At 61.1% G+C, this 18,188-nt stretch carries 15 protein-coding genes and 2 pseudogenes; 7 read left to right on the top strand and 10 right to left on the bottom strand.

The features are described from left to right. Positions 1-135 precede the first annotated feature (135 nt). From ACZZ0K_RS22050 to ACZZ0K_RS22040, 3 genes and pseudogenes are all read left to right on the top strand, one after another. Positions 136-411 carry a polyhydroxyalkanoic acid system family protein gene (locus tag ACZZ0K_RS22050; RefSeq protein WP_056787308.1) on the top strand — a complete coding sequence of 92 codons (276 nt, stop codon included), beginning with the start codon at positions 136-138 and terminating at the stop codon, positions 409-411. A 231-nt stretch (positions 412-642) separates the two neighbouring features. After that, positions 643-1,064, top strand: a pseudogene (locus tag ACZZ0K_RS22045) (phasin family protein). A 10-nt stretch (positions 1,065-1,074) separates the two neighbouring features. Beyond that, on the top strand, positions 1,075-1,980 hold the full coding sequence (locus ACZZ0K_RS22040) for a phasin family protein (RefSeq protein WP_095181036.1): 906 nt from the start codon (positions 1,075-1,077) through the stop codon (positions 1,978-1,980). A 256-nt stretch (positions 1,981-2,236) separates the two neighbouring features. On the opposite strand, the gene ACZZ0K_RS22035 is transcribed toward ACZZ0K_RS22040, so the two are convergent. From ACZZ0K_RS22035 to argS, 9 genes and pseudogenes are all read right to left on the bottom strand, one after another. Then, positions 2,237-2,857, bottom strand: coding sequence for a TetR/AcrR family transcriptional regulator (locus tag ACZZ0K_RS22035; protein ID WP_024011259.1), 621 nt, complete (start codon positions 2,855-2,857; stop codon positions 2,237-2,239). Positions 2,858-2,886: 29 nt separating this feature from the next. Beyond that, positions 2,887-4,569, bottom strand: coding sequence for a class II poly(R)-hydroxyalkanoic acid synthase (gene phaC, locus ACZZ0K_RS22030; RefSeq protein WP_056787316.1), 1,683 nt, complete (start codon positions 4,567-4,569; stop codon positions 2,887-2,889). A 140-nt stretch (positions 4,570-4,709) separates the two neighbouring features. Next, entirely contained in the window at positions 4,710-5,564 is an 855-nt protein-coding gene (phaZ, locus tag ACZZ0K_RS22025; RefSeq protein WP_016772063.1) for a poly(3-hydroxyalkanoate) depolymerase, read from the bottom strand. Positions 5,565-5,704: 140 nt separating this feature from the next. Beyond that, the gene (gene phaC / locus ACZZ0K_RS22020) at positions 5,705-7,384 is read right to left on the bottom strand and encodes a class II poly(R)-hydroxyalkanoic acid synthase (protein ID WP_041477559.1); all 1,680 of its coding nucleotides are present in this window, start codon (positions 7,382-7,384) and stop codon (positions 5,705-5,707) included. 257 nt (positions 7,385-7,641) lie between these two features. Then, complete coding sequence (locus ACZZ0K_RS22015) at positions 7,642-8,019, bottom strand: gamma-butyrobetaine hydroxylase family protein (RefSeq protein ID WP_217864588.1); 378 nt, start codon at positions 8,017-8,019, stop codon at positions 7,642-7,644. 153 nt (positions 8,020-8,172) lie between these two features. Next, positions 8,173-9,510: an ATP-dependent protease ATPase subunit HslU gene (gene hslU / locus ACZZ0K_RS22010; protein WP_016772060.1), complete on the bottom strand. Its 1,338-nt coding sequence runs from the start codon at positions 9,508-9,510 to the stop codon at positions 8,173-8,175. 55 nt (positions 9,511-9,565) lie between these two features. Continuing rightward, a complete protein-coding gene (gene hslV, locus ACZZ0K_RS22005) occupies positions 9,566-10,096 on the bottom strand; it encodes an ATP-dependent protease subunit HslV (protein WP_007968352.1) in 531 nt (176 codons plus the stop codon). Between the two features lie 290 nt (positions 10,097-10,386). Then, positions 10,387-11,085, bottom strand: a pseudogene (locus ACZZ0K_RS22000) (SPOR domain-containing protein); the annotation flags it as partial. A gap of 12 nt (positions 11,086-11,097) precedes the next feature. Beyond that, complete coding sequence (gene argS / locus ACZZ0K_RS21995; protein ID WP_041477563.1) at positions 11,098-12,834, bottom strand: arginine--tRNA ligase; 1,737 nt, start codon at positions 12,832-12,834, stop codon at positions 11,098-11,100. Here argS and ACZZ0K_RS21990 point away from each other — a divergent pair. Beyond that, positions 12,833-12,955 carry a hypothetical protein gene (locus ACZZ0K_RS21990; protein WP_258378239.1) on the top strand — a complete coding sequence of 41 codons (123 nt, stop codon included), beginning with the start codon at positions 12,833-12,835 and terminating at the stop codon, positions 12,953-12,955. The genes argS and ACZZ0K_RS21990 overlap by 2 nt on opposite strands. Before the next feature lie 90 nt (positions 12,956-13,045). On the opposite strand, the gene ACZZ0K_RS21985 is transcribed toward ACZZ0K_RS21990, so the two are convergent. Next, complete coding sequence (locus ACZZ0K_RS21985; RefSeq protein ID WP_041477564.1) at positions 13,046-15,265, bottom strand: primosomal protein N'; 2,220 nt, start codon at positions 15,263-15,265, stop codon at positions 13,046-13,048. Positions 15,266-15,548: 283 nt separating this feature from the next. On the opposite strand from ACZZ0K_RS21985, the gene rpmE reads away from it, so the two are divergent. The 3 genes from rpmE to ACZZ0K_RS21970 all read left to right on the top strand — a co-directional run bounded on the left by rpmE (position 15,549) and on the right by ACZZ0K_RS21970 (position 18,047). Further along, positions 15,549-15,770 carry a 50S ribosomal protein L31 gene (rpmE, locus tag ACZZ0K_RS21980; RefSeq protein WP_041477565.1) on the top strand — a complete coding sequence of 74 codons (222 nt, stop codon included), beginning with the start codon at positions 15,549-15,551 and terminating at the stop codon, positions 15,768-15,770. Between the two features lie 41 nt (positions 15,771-15,811). After that, positions 15,812-16,594: a thermonuclease family protein gene (locus ACZZ0K_RS21975; protein ID WP_258708184.1), complete on the top strand. Its 783-nt coding sequence runs from the start codon at positions 15,812-15,814 to the stop codon at positions 16,592-16,594. 184 nt (positions 16,595-16,778) lie between these two features. Further along, the gene (locus ACZZ0K_RS21970; protein WP_016772053.1) at positions 16,779-18,047 is read left to right on the top strand and encodes a malic enzyme-like NAD(P)-binding protein; all 1,269 of its coding nucleotides are present in this window, start codon (positions 16,779-16,781) and stop codon (positions 18,045-18,047) included. The last annotated feature ends 141 nt before the right edge of the window (positions 18,048-18,188 follow it).

Here is an 18,188-nt window from a genome sequence, read left to right as displayed (position 1 = left end):
AATGCGCGACATTCTAATCCCCAAGCCATGCTTTGTCTTGGAATGGCTAAAGGTAAGATGGGCAACCTTCGGGACGATTTGCCGCAGATGCGGTCAAGATTCAACGTCAGCCATTCAATCATCAGGAGTCATTCCATGGCCAAAATCAGTGTTGAGCGCGCCCACACCCTGGGCAAGGAAGCCGCCCGCGAAAAGGCCGACAAACTGGCCAAAAAGCTCAACGAACAATACGGCCTGGAGCCGCAGTGGTCGGGCGACACCCTGAACCTCAAGCGCTCCGGCGTGAAAGGCGAAGTGCATGTGGCGGACGATTCGATCAGGGTCGACGTCGAACTGGGCCTGATGATGTCGGCCATGAGCGGCATGATCAAAGCCGAGATCGAGAAGGCGTTGGATAAAGCCCTCGCCTGATTTCCAGGTTGAAATCCAGTCCCCTGTGGGAGCGAGCCTGCTCGCGAAAGCGGTGTATCAGTTGACTGAAATGTTGGCTGATATGACGCATTCGCGAGCAGGCTCGCTCCCACATTTGTTTAGTGATGCTCCCGCTGGTTAGGGTGCCCTTTCTAATTTTTCTCCCTACTTTGTGCCTGAGCCCGACACTCGTCCGGCAGTTCCTCAAACCTTCTGCGCGTGAGGTGCACCATGGCCAAAGTCATTTTGAAGAAAAAATCGACGCTCCGACTTCTACCCTGAGCGACGTCAAATCCTATGCCCGCAAGATCTGGCTGGCAGGCCTGGGCGCCTACACCAAGGTCGGCCAAGAGGGCAGCGAGTACTTTCAAGAACTCGTAGCCGCCGGTCAAACTGTTGAAAAGAAAGGCAAAAAAGCCGTCAGCGAAAAACTCCATGCGGCCAACGCCGAGATCGATGACGCGGCCACTCAGGTCAGCTCGTTCAAGGGTCGCGTTGAAGTTCAGCTCGACAAGGTCGAGAAGGCCTTCGACAACCGTGTGGCCAGCGCCTTGAATCGGATCGGCATTCCGTCTAAACATGACGTTGAGGCACTCTCTGCTAAGCTCGATGAGCTGACGGCATTGCTCGAACGCGTCGCGCGAAAATCTTAAGGAGAACGGGATGGCTGGCAAAAAGAACACCGATAAAGAAAGCAGCTCGTGGGTCGGGAAGGTCGAGTCCTACTCCCGCAAAATCTGGCTGGCTGGTTTAGGCGTGTACTCGAAGATCGACACTGACGGCAGCAAACTCTTCGATGCATTGGTCAAAGACGGCGAGAAAGCCGAGAAGCTCACCAAGACTGCCGTCGGCAAGAAAGTCGAGGACTCGACCTCCTCGGCCAAGTCGCGCATCAGCGGCGTGAAAGACCGCGCACTGGGCAAGTGGGACGAGCTGGAAGGGGCTTTCGACAAGCGCCTGAACAGCGCGATTTCGCGCCTGGGTGTGCCGAGCCGCAATGAGGTCAAGGCGCTCAACGCCAAGGTCGATACGCTGACAAAGCAGATCGAAAAACTCACCGGTCTGAAGGCTCAGCCTGTGGCGGCAAAAACCGCTGCGGCGAAACCTGCCACTAAAACTGCAGCGGCCAAACCTGCGGCGAAAACCGCAGCCAAGCCACTGACCAAAGCGGCAGCAAAACCGGCTGCGAAAGCTGCGACCAAAACTGCGGCCGCCAAGCCTGCGGCCAAGGCTGCCGCCAAACCGGTTGCCGCCAAGGCCGCTGCCAAACCGGCAACCAAAGCAGCAGCAAAACCAGCGGCTAAAGCAGCAGCAAAACCAGCGGCCAAGCCAGCAGCGAAAACTGCTGCCGCCAAACCCGCTGCGAAGCCTGCGGCCAAACCGGCTGCGGCGAAAAAGCCAGCAGTGAAAAAACCGGCCGCGCCGAAAGCCGCTGCGCCGAAGCCGGCTGAGGCGCCATCGACTGCGCCAACAGCTCTGGCCAACGCGGCAAACTCCGCTGCGGCACCCACGGCAGCAGCTACTCCGACTGCGGCATCGACACCGTCGACGCCATCCAGTCAGTCCTGATTTCAGGGCAAATCAAAAACGCCCGGCCTGTGAAGGTCGGGCGTTTTTGTTTGTGCATTCCAAGCGGCCCCTCACCCCAGCCCTCTCCCCAAGGAGAGGGAGCCGACCGAGGTGTCCTGCGTCATACGTCGACCTGAACAAATCGAGTCGATTATCGATTCAAAGAAGCTCGCTCAGGTCGGCGTAGCTCGCGAACATCCCCCAATCAGTCCCCTCTCCCTCCGGGAGAGGGTTAGGGTGAGGGGCTTTTTTCGGGTCAGTCGTGATCCTCAAGGTATTGCAAGGCCATCCGCTCTGTCGCCACCTTCACTGGCGGCAGCAAATGCGGCGCCACCAGCATCATGATCTGATAAACCACCAACCGAACCTCTCCCTCACGATCAAGAATCCGCTGGTAATCCAGCGAGAACAGCAACGTCATGGTCACCTGCTCCACCAGTTGCCCCAATGCCTGGGTATCGCTGACCAGTTGCCCCGAAGCCTTCAATCGCGCCAGCAACGACGCCAGCGTCCGCTTCAGCGCATTGAGCAGATTGCGAATCCCCTTGGCCAGTTTCGGCAAGCGCCCGGCGAGGTTCGACAGGTCCTGGAACAGGAACCGGTATTGCGCCAGGCGCTCGACGATCAAATGCAGAAACAGCCAGTAATCCTCCGGCGCCAGTTCAACGTCCGGCGGTGGGTCGAGCAGGGGCGCGAGCTCGTGCTGGAAGCGTTCGAACAGGCCGAGAATCAGCGGTTCCTTACCGTGGAAGTGGTAGTAGAGATTGCCCGGGCTGATCCCCATTTCGTTGGCCACCTCCATGGTGGAAACGTTCGGCTCACCCTTTTCGTTGAACAGTTGCAGCGCACATTCGAGAATCCGGTCGCGGGTTTTCATCCAGTCTTCTTAGAAAAATCGGTTGAGCGTCAGCGCACATGCACATAGGTGCCGGGTGCCGCTTCCATCGGTGGGTAGTTCGGATTGCCGAGGGTGGTGCGAGTCTCATTCAGAGCGCCGGAGCGTTGGGCGACCCATTCCAGCCACTGCGGCCACCAGCTGCCGTCGACGTGTTTGGCATCGTAGTACCAGGCACGCGGGTCGCTACTCAGTTTGGCGTTCTCGACGTAGGCAGCTTTCGGGTTGCTCGGCGGGTTGAGGATGCTCTGCACGTGGCCGCTGTTGGACAGCACGAAACGTCGCTCGCCACCGAGCAGCAGGGTCGAGCGATACACCGCGTCCCACGGCGTGATGTGGTCGTTCATGCCGGCGACGCTGAAGCTGTCAACATTGACCTTCTGCAGATCGATCGGCGTACCGCACACCTCGAGACCGCCCGCGTGGATCAGCGGGTTGTGCTTGAAGAAGTCCAGCAGATCGCCGTGCAGCGCCGCCGGCAGGCGGGTGTTGTCGTTGTTCCAGTAGAGGATGTCGAAGGCTGGCGGCTCCTTGCCCAGCAAGTAGTTGTTGACGAAATAGCTCCAGATCAAATCGTTGGGGCGCATCCAGGCGAAGACCTTGGCCATGTCGCGACCATCGAGCACGCCTCGCTGGTACGAGCGACGTTTGGCCGCTTCCAGTGTTTGCTCGTCGGCGAACAGCGTGGCCGGGGTCTCGATCTGGCTGTCGAGCAGACTGACCAGGTACGTCGCGCTGGCGACCCGGCGCAGTTGCCGTTTGGCCTGCAAATGCCCTTGCAGGGCGGCAATGGTCAGGCCGCCGGCGCAGGCGCCCATCAGGTTCACTTCGCGGGCGCCGGTAATCGCCCGGCAGATATTCATCGCTTCTTCGACCGCTTCGACGTAACTCGACAGGCCCCACTCGCGATGGCGCACATCAGGGTTGCGCCAGCTGATCATGAAGGTCTGCAGGCTGTTTTTCAGGGCGTACTGGACGAAGCTGTTCTGCGGGCTCAGATCGAAGATGTAGTACTTGTTGATTTGCGGCGGCACCACCAGTAAGGGCTTGGCGTACTGCTTTTCGCTCATCGATTTGTACTGGATCAACTCGAACATTTCATTGCGAAACACCACAGCCCCAGTGGTGGTCGCTACGGTTTTGCCGACCTCGAACGCCTGCTTGGTCACTTGCCGTGGCAGGCCGTCGTTGTGCAACAGATCATCGAACAGATGGCTCAGGCCACGCACCAGACTCTGCCCGCCGGAATTGAACAGCTCCTTGACCGCCAGCGGATTGAGCAGGGTGTTGGAGGGCGCCACGGCGTCATTGAGCAGAGTGAAAGCGAAGTGCGCACGGGCACGATCTTCAGGGCTCATGTCGCCTTCATCGATCCAGCTCTTGACCTGTTTCTGCCAGGCCAGATAAGCCTGCAGGCTGCGTCGGTAGAACGGGTTTAGGCTCCACGCCGGATCGGCGAAGCGGCTGTCTTGCGGATTGGTCGGGTGCAGGGTTTCGCCGAGCAGCACGCGGCCCAGCTGTCCGCCAAGCTTCAGCGCATGCTTTGCGCTGTGCAACGGATTGCGCAAGCCGTGGGCGGCGACGCTGCGCAGTGTCGACAGCAGATCCCTGCCACGCAGACCGGCGATCGCACTTTGGGCGTTGATAAACACGGCGGGGCTGGGCACCACGCCCGTCGCTGGTTTTTCGCGCATGACTCAACACTCCTTCGTCTTCAGGGCAAAAACACACTCACCGAACCAGAACACCATAGACGCTGTTACCGGTTGCTGCCTGCGCGGCGTCCTGCCGCGCGCTTGATTTGAAAAGTGCTGCATAAAGCAGGCCGCCGCGATCAGCCGCCGAGCGGGGTCGGATGCGGGTGCATGACTGCGCGCAGACGCTCCTCTTCGAGAAACTTCATGATGATCGGCGCCACCGCTTCGGCGCGGGTAATCAGGAACAGATGGCCGTCATCGATGATGTGCAACTGCGCGTTGGGAATGCGCCAGGCGAGCATGCGCATGTTGATCAGCGGAATCAGCGGATCGTCATCGCCGGCCAGCACCAGCGTCGGCTGATGGATCTTGTGCAGCCAGTGGATGCTGGTCCAGCCGAGGCCGGCGAACAGTTGCCAGTAGTAACCGAGCTTGCCCGCCGAGCGCACTTTCGCCGCATGGCTGGCAGCCAGCGTCGGGTCGCGACGGAACGAGCCGCCGTAGATCATTGGCGCGATGCGGATCACATGGGATGGCTGAATGTAGCGGCGGGGGCTGGCCATCATCCACAGCACTTTCGGTTTGCCCGGGACCATCACCGCACCGGCCGCAGTGGCCGCCAGTACCAGTTTTTTGCAGCGCTCGGGATAGTCGTAGGCAAACTGCTGCGCCAGAGCTCCGCCCCACGACACGCCGATCACATTGACCTGACCGTAGTCGAGATAGTCGAGCATCCGCGCCGTCAGTTTGGCCAGGCCGGGGAAGCGATACGGCCGGTTCGGCGTCGACGATCCGCCGACCCCTGGCACGTCGAAGGCGATCACTTCCAGATCCGGGTCGAGCGCTGCGACAAACGGGAACACCAGCTCCAGGTTGGCGCCGATGCCGTTGAAAATCAGCAGAGGCGTCAAATGAGGCTTGCCGGGACGCACCGCCGTGCGGAGGGTCTGGCCATCCAGATCGACGGTGCGGAATATGAACGGTTGCGGCATGCTTCAGGCCCTGTAGATTTCAAGTCCACCTCGCCCCTGTAGGAGCTGCCGAAGGCTGCGATCTTTGATCTTGCCTTTCAAGCAACATCAAGAGATCGCAGCCTTCGGCAGCTCCTACAGTAGGAATTTGGTGCTGTCAGTTACCGTTCGTGAACATAAGTGCCCGGCGAAGCCTCGCCTGCCGGGTACGCCTTGTTGCCCAGTTTCGTCGGGGCCTTTTTCAGGTTGCCCGAGCGCTCGGCCAGCCATGCCTGCCAGTACAGCCACCAGGAATCGGTGTGCTTGGTCGAGTTTTCCTGCCAGTCATCGGCAGTCGCCGCCATCTCTTCGCTGGTCATGTAACGCGATTTCGGATTGCCCGGCGGGTTGAGGATGCTTTGGATATGGCCGCTGCTCGACAGCACGAATTCTACTTTTCCGCCGAACAGCTGCGCCGACTTGTAGCAGGACTTCCATGGCGTGATGTGATCGTTGGTGCCGGCCAGCGAGAAGATGTCGGCGGTGACCTGCTTGAGGTCGATCGGCGTGCCGCACACTTCCAGTGCATTGGGGCGGATCAGTGGATTGTTTTTGAACATCTCGATCAGGTCGCCGTGGAACGCAGCGGGCAGGCGGGTGGTGTCGTTGTTCCAGAACAGAATGTCGAACACTGGCGGCTCATTGCCGAGCAGGTAGTTGTTGACCCAATAATTCCAGATCAGATCGTTGGGGCGCATCCAGGCGAAGACCTTGGCCATGTCTTTGCCTTCGAGCACGCCGGCCTGGTAGGAGTGGCGCTTGGCGGTCTCCAGAGTCTGCTCATCGACGAACAGGGCGACGTCGCTGTCCAGGGTGGTGTCGAGCACGCTGACCAGCAAGGTGAGGGCGTTGACCTTGTTCTCGCCGAGCGCGGCGTAGTGGCCGAGCAGGGCGGTGCAGGTGATGCCGCCGGAGCAGGCGCCGAGCATGTTCACATCTTTGCTGCCGGTGATCGCCGTGACCACATCGACGGCTTCTTTCAGCGCTTCGATGTAGGTAGACAGGCCCCATTCGCGCTGGGCCTTGGTCGGGTTGCGCCAGCTGATGATGAAGGTCGGCACATTGTTGCGCAGGCAGAAGCGCGCCAGACTCTTGTCCGGGCTCAAGTCGAAGACGTAGAACTTGTTGATCTGCGGCGGCACTACCAGCAGTGGGCGTTCGTGGACCTGCTCGGTGATCGGCCGGTACTGGATCAGCTCCAGCACATCATTGCGGAACACCACAGCACCTTCGGTGACGCCCAGGCTCTTGCCGACTTCGAACGCGCCCATGTTGACCTGGCTCGGCATGCCGCCGTTGTGCACCAGATCCTTGGCCAGATGCGAGAGGCCATCGAGCAGGCTTTTGCCGCCGGTTTCGAAGAAGCGTTTGACCGCCGCCGGGTTGGCCGCCGTGTTGGTCGGCGCCATGGCTTCGGTCATCAGGTTGATGACGAAATGCCCGCGAGCGATGTCCTTGGGGGACAGGCTGCTGTCATCGATCCAGGCATGCAGTTCCTTGCGCCAGGCCAGGTAGGTTTGCAGATAACGTTTGTACAGCGGGTTCTGGCTCCACGCCGGGTCGGCAAAGCGGCGGTCATCACCGGCCGGTTGCAGCGCGGATTTCCCCAGCAGCACGTTCTTCAGCTCGAGGCCGAAATGGGTCACGTGCCTGACGCTGTGAATCGGTTGTCTGATGGCCTGTTTCAGCACCATTCGAGCAGAGGCCAGCAGATCCTTTCCGCGCAGCCCGACGACGGGGTTAAGCCCCAGAGTGTTTTCCGAGGCTTGGTACTTCAGGTCATCGTTATTCTTGTCACTCATCTACGACGCTCCATTGTCCTGAGACGAGTACCCGGTTTCACGCTGTCGCTTCCACAGCCAATGCCGGGTACTACTGCTCGGGTGACCGTTGATTCTGCATAGCTGCTTTACAGTCGTAGAGCACTGCAGGGAACTTGCCAGCTCCATTGGTTACCCGAGTTTAATTTTTTTCGCAAGCGGCCGATCCGGGGCCATATGCGCGGAGCATTCAAACAGATGAAGTTAGAAAATGCCCTCTAAAGAGCGAGAGCCACGGCCTAGAGCATCAGCTTGACGAACGACTCGTTCGGATCGCGGGATTTTCCGGCAGCGCGCAGCTCGGCAAGATAATCGTCCCAGAGTTCGTTCTGGCGCTTGCCGAGTTCGTAGAGGTATTCCCAAGTGAACAGGCCGCTGTCATGACCGTCGTCAAAGGTCAGTTTCAGTGCGTAGTTGCCAGCCGGTTCCAGCTTGCTCAGACCCACGTTGAGCTTGCCGAATTGCAGGATCGGTTTGCCGTGGCCCTGGACCTCGGCGGAGGGAGAGTGCACGCGCAGGAACTCGGCGGGCAGAGTGTATTCCTCGCCGGACGCGTAAGTGAGCGTCAGGGTTTTCGAGGCTTTGTGCAGTTTGATGTCGGTGGGGATTCGATTCATGGGCTGGCGTCCGATGTGTGGGCGACCCTGATTCAAATGTGGGAGCGAGCCTGCTCGCGAAAGCGGCGGGTCAGACGGCATTGATACCGCCTGACACGACCTCTTCGCGAGCAGGCTCGCTCCCACAGGGTCCGCTACCGCTGTAAGTATGGCTTACAGGATATAACGGGACAGATCTTCGTTCTGCGCCAATTCGCCGAGGTGGCTGTTGACGTAGTCGGCGTCGATCAGAATCGCCTTGTCATCGTGGGCGCTGGCCAGGTCGCCGGCGCTGAACGACACCTCTTCGAGTAGACGCTCAAGCAGGGTGTGCAGGCGACGGGCACCGATGTTCTCGGTTTTCTCGTTGACCTGCCAGGCGATCTCCGCCAGACGCTTGATGCCCTCGGGCTGGAACTGGATGTTCAGGCCTTCGGTCTTCAGCAGCGCGCAGTATTGCTCGGTGAGCGAGGCGTGCGGTTCGCTGAGGATGCGTTCGAAGTCTTCCGGGCTCAGTGCCTTGAGCTCGACGCGGATCGGCAGACGACCTTGCAGCTCCGGTACCAGATCGCTCGGCTTGCTCAGGTGGAACGCGCCGGAGGCGATGAACAGGATGTGGTCAGTCTTGACCATGCCCAGCTTGGTGTTGACGGTGCAGCCCTCGATCAGCGGCAGCAGGTCGCGCTGTACGCCTTCGCGGGAGACATCGGCGCCGCCGACATTGCCGCGCTTGGCGACCTTGTCGATCTCGTCGATGAAGACGATACCGTGCTGTTCGACCGCTTCCAGCGCCTTGGCCTTCAGTTCTTCTTCGTTGACCAGACGCCCGGCTTCTTCATCACGCACCAATTTCAGCGCTTCCTTGACCTTGAGCTTGCGCGACTTCTTCTTGCCCTTGCCCATGTTGGCAAACAGCGATTGCAGCTGGTTGGTCATCTCTTCCATGCCTGGCGGCGTGGCGATCTCGATGCCGGAGACTTCGGCGACTTCGATTTCGATTTCCTTGTCGTCCAGCTGGCCTTCGCGCAGACGCTTGCGGAACAGCTGACGCGTGTTGGAATCGGAGCTCGGCGCTTCTTCGTTGCTGAAGCCCATGCGTGCCGGCGGCAGCAGCGCGTCGAGGATGCGGTCCTCGGCGGCGTCTTCGGCGCGGTGGCGTACGCGGGTCATTTCCTGCTCGCGGAGCATCTTGATCGCGGCATCGGCCAGATCACGAATGATCGACTCGACGTCACGGCCGACATAACCAACTTCGGTGAATTTGGTCGCTTCGACCTTGATGAACGGCGCATTGGCCAGTTTCGCCAGGCGACGGGCGATCTCGGTTTTACCGACACCGGTCGGGCCGATCATCAGGATGTTCTTCGGGGTCACCTCAACGCGCAGCTCTTCAGGCAGCTGCATGCGGCGCCAGCGGTTGCGCAGGGCAATCGCGACGGCGCGCTTGGCATCGTCCTGGCCGATGATATGGCGGTTGAGTTCGTGGACGATTTCGCGGGGAGTCATGGACATAGTAATTGACGGTCCTCAAGCAGAAACAAGCCGTGGCACACGGGCCGCAACAGGCTTATTCAGCGAGATCCTGCTCCTCAATGGTCTGGGTGTGGTTGGTGAATACACAGATGTCGCCGGCGATGCCGAGAGCGGTTTCGACGATCTCGCGCGCCGACAGGTCGGTCTTTTTCAGCAGGGCGCTGGCGGCGGCTTGCGCGTAGGCGCCGCCGGAACCCATGGCGATCAGGCCATCTTCGGGTTCGACCACGTCACCGTTGCCGGTGATGATCAGCGAAGCATCCTTGTTGGCGACCGCGAGCATCGCTTCGAGGCGGCTCAGGGAGCGGTCGGTGCGCCATTCTTTGGCGAGTTCGACGGCGGCGCGGATCAGGTGACCCTGATGTTTTTCGAGCTGGCCTTCGAAACGTTCGAACAGGGTGAAGGCGTCGGCGGTGGCACCGGCGAAACCGGCGATGACCTGGCCGTGGTACAGGCGACGGACCTTTTTGGCGTTGCCTTTCATCACGGTGTTGCCGAGAGAAACCTGGCCGTCGCCGCCCATGACGACTTTGCCGTGGCGGCGGACTGAAACGATGGTGGTCAAGGGAAGAGTCTCCACGCAGCGGGGCGAAAATGCCTTATGCCCATTCATATGGGGGTGCTGGAGGGGATTTCAACCGGTTGGGGCGATGGGAGACGAATGGTGTGTGTGATGACTGTGGCGAGGGGATTTATCCCCGTTCGGCTGCGGAGCAGTCGCGAAACCATCATTTGCGGTATGCCTGCTGCACCGCAATGGCTGGTTTCAGGGCTGCTCCGCAGCCAAACGGGGATAAATCCCCTCACCACAAAGTTTGAAGGTCACCTGCAAGTTGCAGCTGACCTCTGAGAGCCTTAGCGGCTCTGGCGTTGTTGTAACAACAGGTTGCTGAAGCCGGCGCCAGCCAGTTGTTTCTGCGCCGTGGTCAGTTGTTCACGGTTGCTGAACGGGCCGACCAGCACGCGATACCAGGTTTCATCCTTGACCGTGCCGGACTCCACCGACACGGCCTGGCCGAGCAGAATGATCTGCGCGCGAACCTTGTCGGCATCGGTTTCCTTGCGGAACGAACCGGCCTGGAGGAAAAACTTGGTCACTGGCGCGGCCTTGCTCACCGGTGGCGCTGGCGGCGGCGTGATCCCGGCCAGAGCTGCCTGTGCCCGTGCGGTGTCGATCTTCGCCGCTTCGGCCGGGGTTACCGGCGTGGTCGGGACGGCCGGCACTTGCGGCGTCGGCAGGGTCTTTTCCGGCACCGCGTCCGGCGGCACGATCACTTCCGATTCCGGCAGCAGGGTGTAGAAGTCGTACTTCGGTTTCACCGGTTGCGTCGGGCTCGGCGGGGTCTTGTTGGCCTCGGCGATCTTTGACGCTTTCTGCTGCTGTTCGACCTTCTCGCGCTTGACCGTGTCGCTGCCCTTGCCCGGTTCCAGTTTCATCAGAAACACGATGAACGCGCCGACGGTCAGGCCGATGGCCATCCACAGCCAGCCCGGAATCGGTTGTTTCGCCGGGGCCTGATAGCGGCTGGCGCCGCGTTTGGGTGCAGGTTTTTCTTGGCAGCCAACTTACATACGCTCCAGAGTTTCCAGACCCAACAGCTCCAGGCCTTGCTTGAGGGTGCGACCGGTCAGTGCGGCCAGACGCAGACGGCTCTGCATCTGTGCCGGGGTGTCGGCGGCGAGGATCGGGCAGTTCTCGTAAAAGCTGGAGAACAGGCCGGCGACGTCGTACAGGTAAGTGCAGAGAATGTGCGGCGTGCCTTTTTCAGCCACGTTGTTCAGCACTTCGCCGAACTGCGCCAGCTTCGCCGCCAGCTCCTGCTCGTGCGCCGCTTCGAGGACGATCTGGCCGTCGACTTCGCTGAAGTCCTTGCCCAGTTTGCGGAACACACCGGCCACACGGGTGTAGGCGTACAGCAGATACGGCGCGGTGTTGCCTTCGAAATTGAGCATCAGGTCGAAGTTGAAGCTGTAGTCGCTGGTGCGATGTTTGGACAGGTCGGCGTATTTCACCGCGCCGATGCCGACGACCTTGGCGATGTTGCGCAACTCGTCTTCGGCCAGGGTCGGGTTCTTCTCTTTCACCAGGTTGTAGGCACGTTCCTGGGCTTCGGTCAGCAGGTCGATCAGCTTCACGGTGCCGCCATCACGGGTCTTGAACGGACGCCCATCGGCGCCGTTCATGGTGCCGAAACCCATGTGTTCCATTTCCATCGGATGGGTGACGAAACCGGCCTTGCGCGCCACCGCGAAGACCTGCTGGAAGTGCAGGGCCTGGCGCTGGTCGACGAAATACAACGCGCGATCAGCCTTGAGCTTGCCGCTGCGGTAGCGCACGGCCGCCAGGTCAGTGGTAGCGTACAGGTAACCGCCATCGGCCTTGACGATGATCACCGGCAGCGGGTCGCCATCGGCGTTCTTGAACTCGTCGAGGAACACGCACTGGGCGCCGTTGCTCTCGACCAGCATGCCGGCAGCCTTGAGATCGTTGACCACATTGATCAGGTCATCGTTGTAGGCGCTTTCGCCCATCACGTCGGCCATGGTCAGTTTGACGTTGAGCAGTTCGTAGATCTTCTGGCAGTGCGACAGCGAGATGTCCTTGAACTTGGTCCACAGTGCCAGGCATTCGGCATCGCCAGCCTGCAACTTGACCACCAGGCCACGGGCGCGATCGGCAAATTCTTCGGACTCGTCGAAACGCTGCTTGGCGGCGCGATAGAAGTTCTCCAGGTCGGACAGCTCGTCGCTGGTGATCGGGTTTTCCTGCAGGTACGCCATCAGCATGCCGAACTGGGTGCCCCAGTCGCCGACGTGGTTCTGGCGGATCACTTCGTCGCCGAGGAACTCAAGCACGCGGGCCACGCCGTCGCCGATGATGGTCGAGCGCAAGTGGCCGACGTGCATCTCTTTGGCCAGGTTCGGCGCCGACAGGTCGACCACGGTGCGTTGCGCCGGGCCGGCCTTGCGCACGCCGACATGGGCGTCGGCCAGTGCGGCGTCGAGGCGCGAGGCCAGTGCCTGGGTGTTCTGGAAGAAATTGATGAAGCCCGGGCCGGCGATTTCGGCCTTGGTGACGTTCTCGTCAGCGGGCAGGGCGGCGATGATTTTCTCCGCCAGATCGCGTGGCTTCATGCCGGCAGGCTTGGCCAGCATCATGGCGATGTTGCTGGCGAAGTCGCCGTGGGTCTTGTCGCGGGCGTTCTCCACCTGGATCGCCGGCGTCAGGCCTTCAGGCAACACACCTTCGTTGACGAGTTGGGTGAGGGCTTGCTGGATCAGCTGGCGAATGGTGTCTTTCATGGTCTTCTCTTTCGACCGCAAGCGCGGCGGGCGCATCGATGCGCGGGTGGAAAAACTGGGCATTATCCGTTGCGAAGACGGGCTTGCCAACCTTAGCAGGCAGCTTAGGGATTTGTGGTGACAATTCGACCGTTATCGCTGGCAAGCCAGCTCCCACAAGAGCGGCGCAGTCCCTGTGGGAGCTGGCTTGCCAGCGATAGCAATCGATCAATCAGTACAAGTCGACGGGATCAACATCCAGCGACCAGCGCACCGCCCGCCCACTCGGCATCTGCTCCAGCACCAGCATCCAGCTCGCCAGCAAGCGGTGCAGCGGTGCCCGCGCGGTCGCCTGTAACAACAGCTGGGCGCGATAACGCCCGGCTCGGCGCTCCATCGGCGCCGGCACCGGCCCGAGCAACTCGATGCCGCTCAGATTCAATTCGGCCAGCAAGCGTTCGGCCGCGCTGCACGCTTCATCGAGAAAGCCTTCCGCCTGCCCCGGCTTGTGCGCTTCGGCACGCAACAGCGCCAAATGGGCAAACGGCGGCAACCCCGCGGCGCGGCGCTCGCTCAAGGCTTGTTCGGCGAAGGCGAAATAACCCTGCTCGGTCAGTTGCACCAATAAAGGATGGTCGGCCAAATGCGTCTGGATGATCACCCTGCCCGGCTCCTCAGCCCGGCCGGCGCGCCCGGCGACCTGGACGATCAACTGCGCCATGCGCTCGCTGGCGCGGAAGTCGCCGGAAAACAGGCCACCGTCGGCATCCAGAATCGATACCAGCGTCACCCGGGGGAAATGGTGCCCTTTGGCCAACATCTGCGTGCCCACCAGAATGCACGGCTGACCCTTTTGAATCGTTGCAAACAGCTGATTCATCGCGTCCTTGCGCGATGTACTGTCGCGATCGACGCGCAGTACCGGGTAATCCGGGAACAGAATCGCCAAGCGTTCTTCGGCGCGTTCGGTACCGGCGCCGACCGGGCGCAGATCGACCTTGCTGCACTTCGGGCACTGGCGCGGCGTGCGCTCGACGTTGCCGCAATGGTGGCAACGCAATTCGCCGTAACGTTGATGCACGGTCATGCGCGCATCGCAGCGCGAACACTCGGACATCCAGCCGCAATCGTGACAGAGCAGGGTCGGGGCAAAGCCGCGACGATTGAGGAACACCAGCACCTGCTGGCCGTTGGCGAGGGTCTGGCCGATGGCTTGCTGCATCGGCCCGGAAATACCGCTGTCGAGCGGCCGGCTTTTCACGTCCAGCCGCAGGAAGCGCGGTTGCTTGGCGCCGCCGGCGCGTTCGTTCAGGCGCAACAGGCCATAGCGACCGGTGTAAGCGTTATGCAGACTTTCCAGCGACGGCGTGGCGGATCCGAGCACGATCGGGATGTTTTCCTGCCGCGCGCGTACCAGCGCCAGATCGCGAGCGTGGTAGCGCAGACCTTCCTGCTGTTTATAGGAGCCGTCGTGCTCTTCATCGATGATGATCAGCCCGGGATTTTTCATCGGCGTGAACAGCGCCGAACGGGTGCCGATAATAATGTCGGCCTCGCCATCGCGGGCGGCGAGCCACGCGTCGAGGCGTTCGCGATCATTCACTGCCGAATGCAGCAGGGCGATACGCGCATTGAAGCGCTGTTCGAAACGCGCCAGGGTTTGCGGGCCGAGGTTGATCTCCGGAATCAGCACCAAGGCTTGCTTGCCGGCTTCGAGGGTTTCGCGGATCAGTTGCAGATAGACTTCGGTCTTGCCGCTGCCGGTGACGCCGGCCAGGAGAAACGCGTGATAACTGTCGAAACCGGCGCGAATCGCTTCATACGCCGCGCGTTGTTCGCTGTTGAGCGGCAGCTCCGGTTGTGCCAGCCAGTGTTCATGGCGGACGCCGGGGGCGTGGCGGCGGATTTCGACTTGCACCAGTCCCTTGGCCAGCAGCAGATCGAGGCTGTCCTTGCTCAGCATCAGTTTGCTCAACAACTGATGGGCGACGCCGTGGGGGTGCTGGGCCAGCGTGGTCAGCGCCTCGCGCTGGCGTGGCGCACGGGCCACTCGCGGGTCATCGACGCTGGCGCCGGGGGCCACCGACCAGAAGCGTTCCTGGCGGGCTTCGGCCAACTCGCCCTGACGCAGCAGCACTGGCAAGGCCCAGTTCAAGGTGTCGCCGAGGCTGTGCTGATAATACTGCGCCGTCCACAGGCACAGCTTGAACAGCGCCGGCGGCAGCGGTGAAGTCGAGTCGAGGAGGGCCAGTGCCGGTTTGAGTTTTTCTGCCGGCACCTCGCTGGTGTCGGTGACCTCGACCAGAATCCCGATCATCTCGCGCCGACCGAACGGCACCCGCAAGCGCATGCCCGGCTGCAATTGCTCGCGCCGCACCCCGGCCGGCGCCCGGTAATCGAACAGGCGGCGCAAAGGCGAAGGCAGGGCAAGGCGCAGAATGGCGTCGGGCACGCGGGGGATCTCGATACGCAAAATGATCGGATATGCATGACCTGTGGGAGCGAGCCTGCTCGCGAAGGCGGTGGGTCAGGCAACACATGTGTCGACTGCCATGGCGCCTTCGCGAGCAGGCTCGCTCCCACAGGGAAGTGCGTTCAAGGCCGGGAGCCTAGCAGACGGTCGGTCTCGGTGACAGCTTGCGCGATTGAAAAGGTCTGGTAGAATCCGCGGCCTAATTACGTGCGGTATTCAACAATAGTGTTGGGTGGCGGCACGCTAGCCTGAGGAAGACACCATGAAAGCCGATATCCATCCGAACTACCCGGAAATTGCTGTTACCTGCAGCTGCGGTAACAAGTTCGAAACTCGTTCGACCTACGGCAAAGCCCTGGCGATCGACGTTTGCAACGAATGCCACCCGTTCTACACCGGTAAGCAGAAGACTCTGGACACCGGCGGCCGTGTGCAGAAGTTCGCAGACCGTTTCGCTACTTTCGGCGTCGGCAAAAAAGCCTGAGGCTGATCATTTTGGATGGTCGTTTCGACTTCTCCAGACTGATGAAAAAGGCGTCCCTTGCGGGCGCCTTTTTTGTGTCTGCGATTTGGCTGTCCGCCGCCCAGGCGTTCTGCCCGACACCCGCAGGGCTGACCAGCGTCAGCGTGCAGCGGGTGGTCGATGGCGACACCCTGCGCCTGAGCGACGGGCGCAATGTGCGCATGATCGGCCTCAATACGCCGGAACTGGGCAAGCAGGGCCGCAGCGACGAACCCTTCGCCGTGGCGGCGCGTAAACGCCTGCAAGCGCTGGTGGATGAGAGCGGCGGCCGGGTCGGCTTGCGGCCCGGCAAGCAGGCGAAAGACCATTACGGCCGTACGCTCGCGCATGTTTACAGCGCCAGCGGAGTGAATCTCGAAGCGCAAATGCTTGCCGATGGCCTGGGTTTTCACGTTGCAGTCGCGCCGAATGTCGACCTGGTCGCCTGCCAGCACGCCGCCGAACGCAGCGCTCGACAGGCCGGGCTTGGTCTCTGGCGGCAATCGCCGGTGCAGAAAGCGCAGGAGATCCAGCGTTCAGGCTTTGCCGTAGTCAGCGGTCGGGTGAGCAAGGTGCAGCGCAATCGCGGCGGAATCTGGATCGAGTTGCAGGACAGGGTTGTATTGCGGGTTGCACCCAATCTGCTCGGACGATTTGACAGTGCTGGTCTGGAAGCACTGAAAGGCAGGCGGATCGAGGCGCGTGGCTGGGTGGTTGACCGATCCCGGCGCGGTGGATTGCAAAAAGGTCAGGCGCGCTGGTTGTTGCCGTTGACCGATCCTTCGATGCTGCACGTAACGCGTTGAAGAAAAATTGTAGACATTTTTACAGCTGATTGTGAACAGTCCAGCCCTTGTGCGCCGTGGCTCTTGGCCCAAAGTCGTAGGGCAGGGCGCTTGACAGCGGTGACTGCCCAGTCTTGTGGGGACTTTGCGAGGCGCGTATCCTCGCTGACCAGTCTGTCCAACAGTAAAAAAGCGGAATGCCAAAATGTCTGATCTGAAAACTGCCGCTCTCGAATACCACGCCAATCCTCGTCCGGGGAAGCTGAGTGTCGAGCTCACCAAGGCCACTGCTACCGCCCGCGACCTGTCGCTGGCCTACAGCCCCGGCGTAGCTGAACCAGTACGCGAGATCGCTCGCGATCCTGAACTGGCCTACAAATACACCGGCAAGGGCAACCTGGTGGCAGTCATTTCCGATGGCACCGCGATTCTGGGCCTGGGCAACCTCGGCCCATTGGCTTCCAAGCCTGTGATGGAAGGCAAGGGCGTGCTGTTCAAGCGCTTCGCCGGCATCGACGTATTCGACATCGAAGTCGACTCGGAAAGCCCGCAAGCCTTCATCGACACCGTCAAGCGCATCTCCATCACCTTCGGTGGCATCAACCTGGAAGACATCAAGGCGCCAGAGTGCTTTGAGATCGAACGCGCTCTGATCGAGCAGTGCGACATTCCGGTGTTCCACGATGACCAGCACGGCACCGCGATCGTGACCGCTGCCGGCATGATCAACGCCCTGGAAATCGCTGGCAAAACCCTGCCGGAAGCAAAAATCGTCTGCCTGGGCGCCGGCGCTGCCGCCATCTCCTGCATGAAACTGCTGGTGAGCATGGGCGCTCGCATCGAAAACATCTTCATGGTTGACCGTACCGGCGTGATCCACTCCGGCCGTGACGACCTGAACCAGTACAAAGCCGTGTTCGCCCACGCTACCGAGAAGCGCACCCTGGCAGACGCACTGGCAGGCGCTGACGTATTCGTCGGTCTGTCCGGTCCGAACCTGCTGAGCGCCGAAGGCCTGCTGTCGATGGCGGCCAACCCGATCGTGTTCGCCTGCTCCAACCCGGATCCGGAAATCTCCCCGGAACTGGCGCACGCCACCCGTAGCGATGTGATCATGGCAACCGGCCGTTCGGACTACCCGAATCAGGTCAACAACGTACTGGGCTTCCCGTTCATCTTCCGTGGTGCCCTGGACGTTCGCGCCAAGCGCATCAACGAAGAAATGAAAGTCGCCGCCGCCAACGCCCTGCGCGAACTGGCCAAACTGCCTGTTCCACAGGACGTGTGCGATGCCTACGGCGGTGCTCCGCTGGAGTTCGGCCGTGAGTACATCATTCCGAAGCCAATGGACAAGCGCCTGATCACCCTGATCTCCGACGCCGTGGCCAAGGCCGCGATCGAGACCGGCGTTGCTACTCTGCCGTATCCGAAGAACTACCCGCTGAAAAGCGTGGATGACGTGTTCAACGGCTAAGTCGTTGTAGCGTTTCAAACAAAAGCCCCGGCTCGTGAGAGTCGGGGTTTTTTTGCCGGAAGATCAAGAGCCCCTCACCCTAACCCTCTCCCAGAGGGAGAGGGGACTGATTGGGGGACGCTTGGGAGCTACGCCGACCTG

Source organism: Pseudomonas sp. AC255, from assembly GCF_979258175.1.
This window is presented reverse-complemented; position numbering and strand designations above follow the sequence as displayed.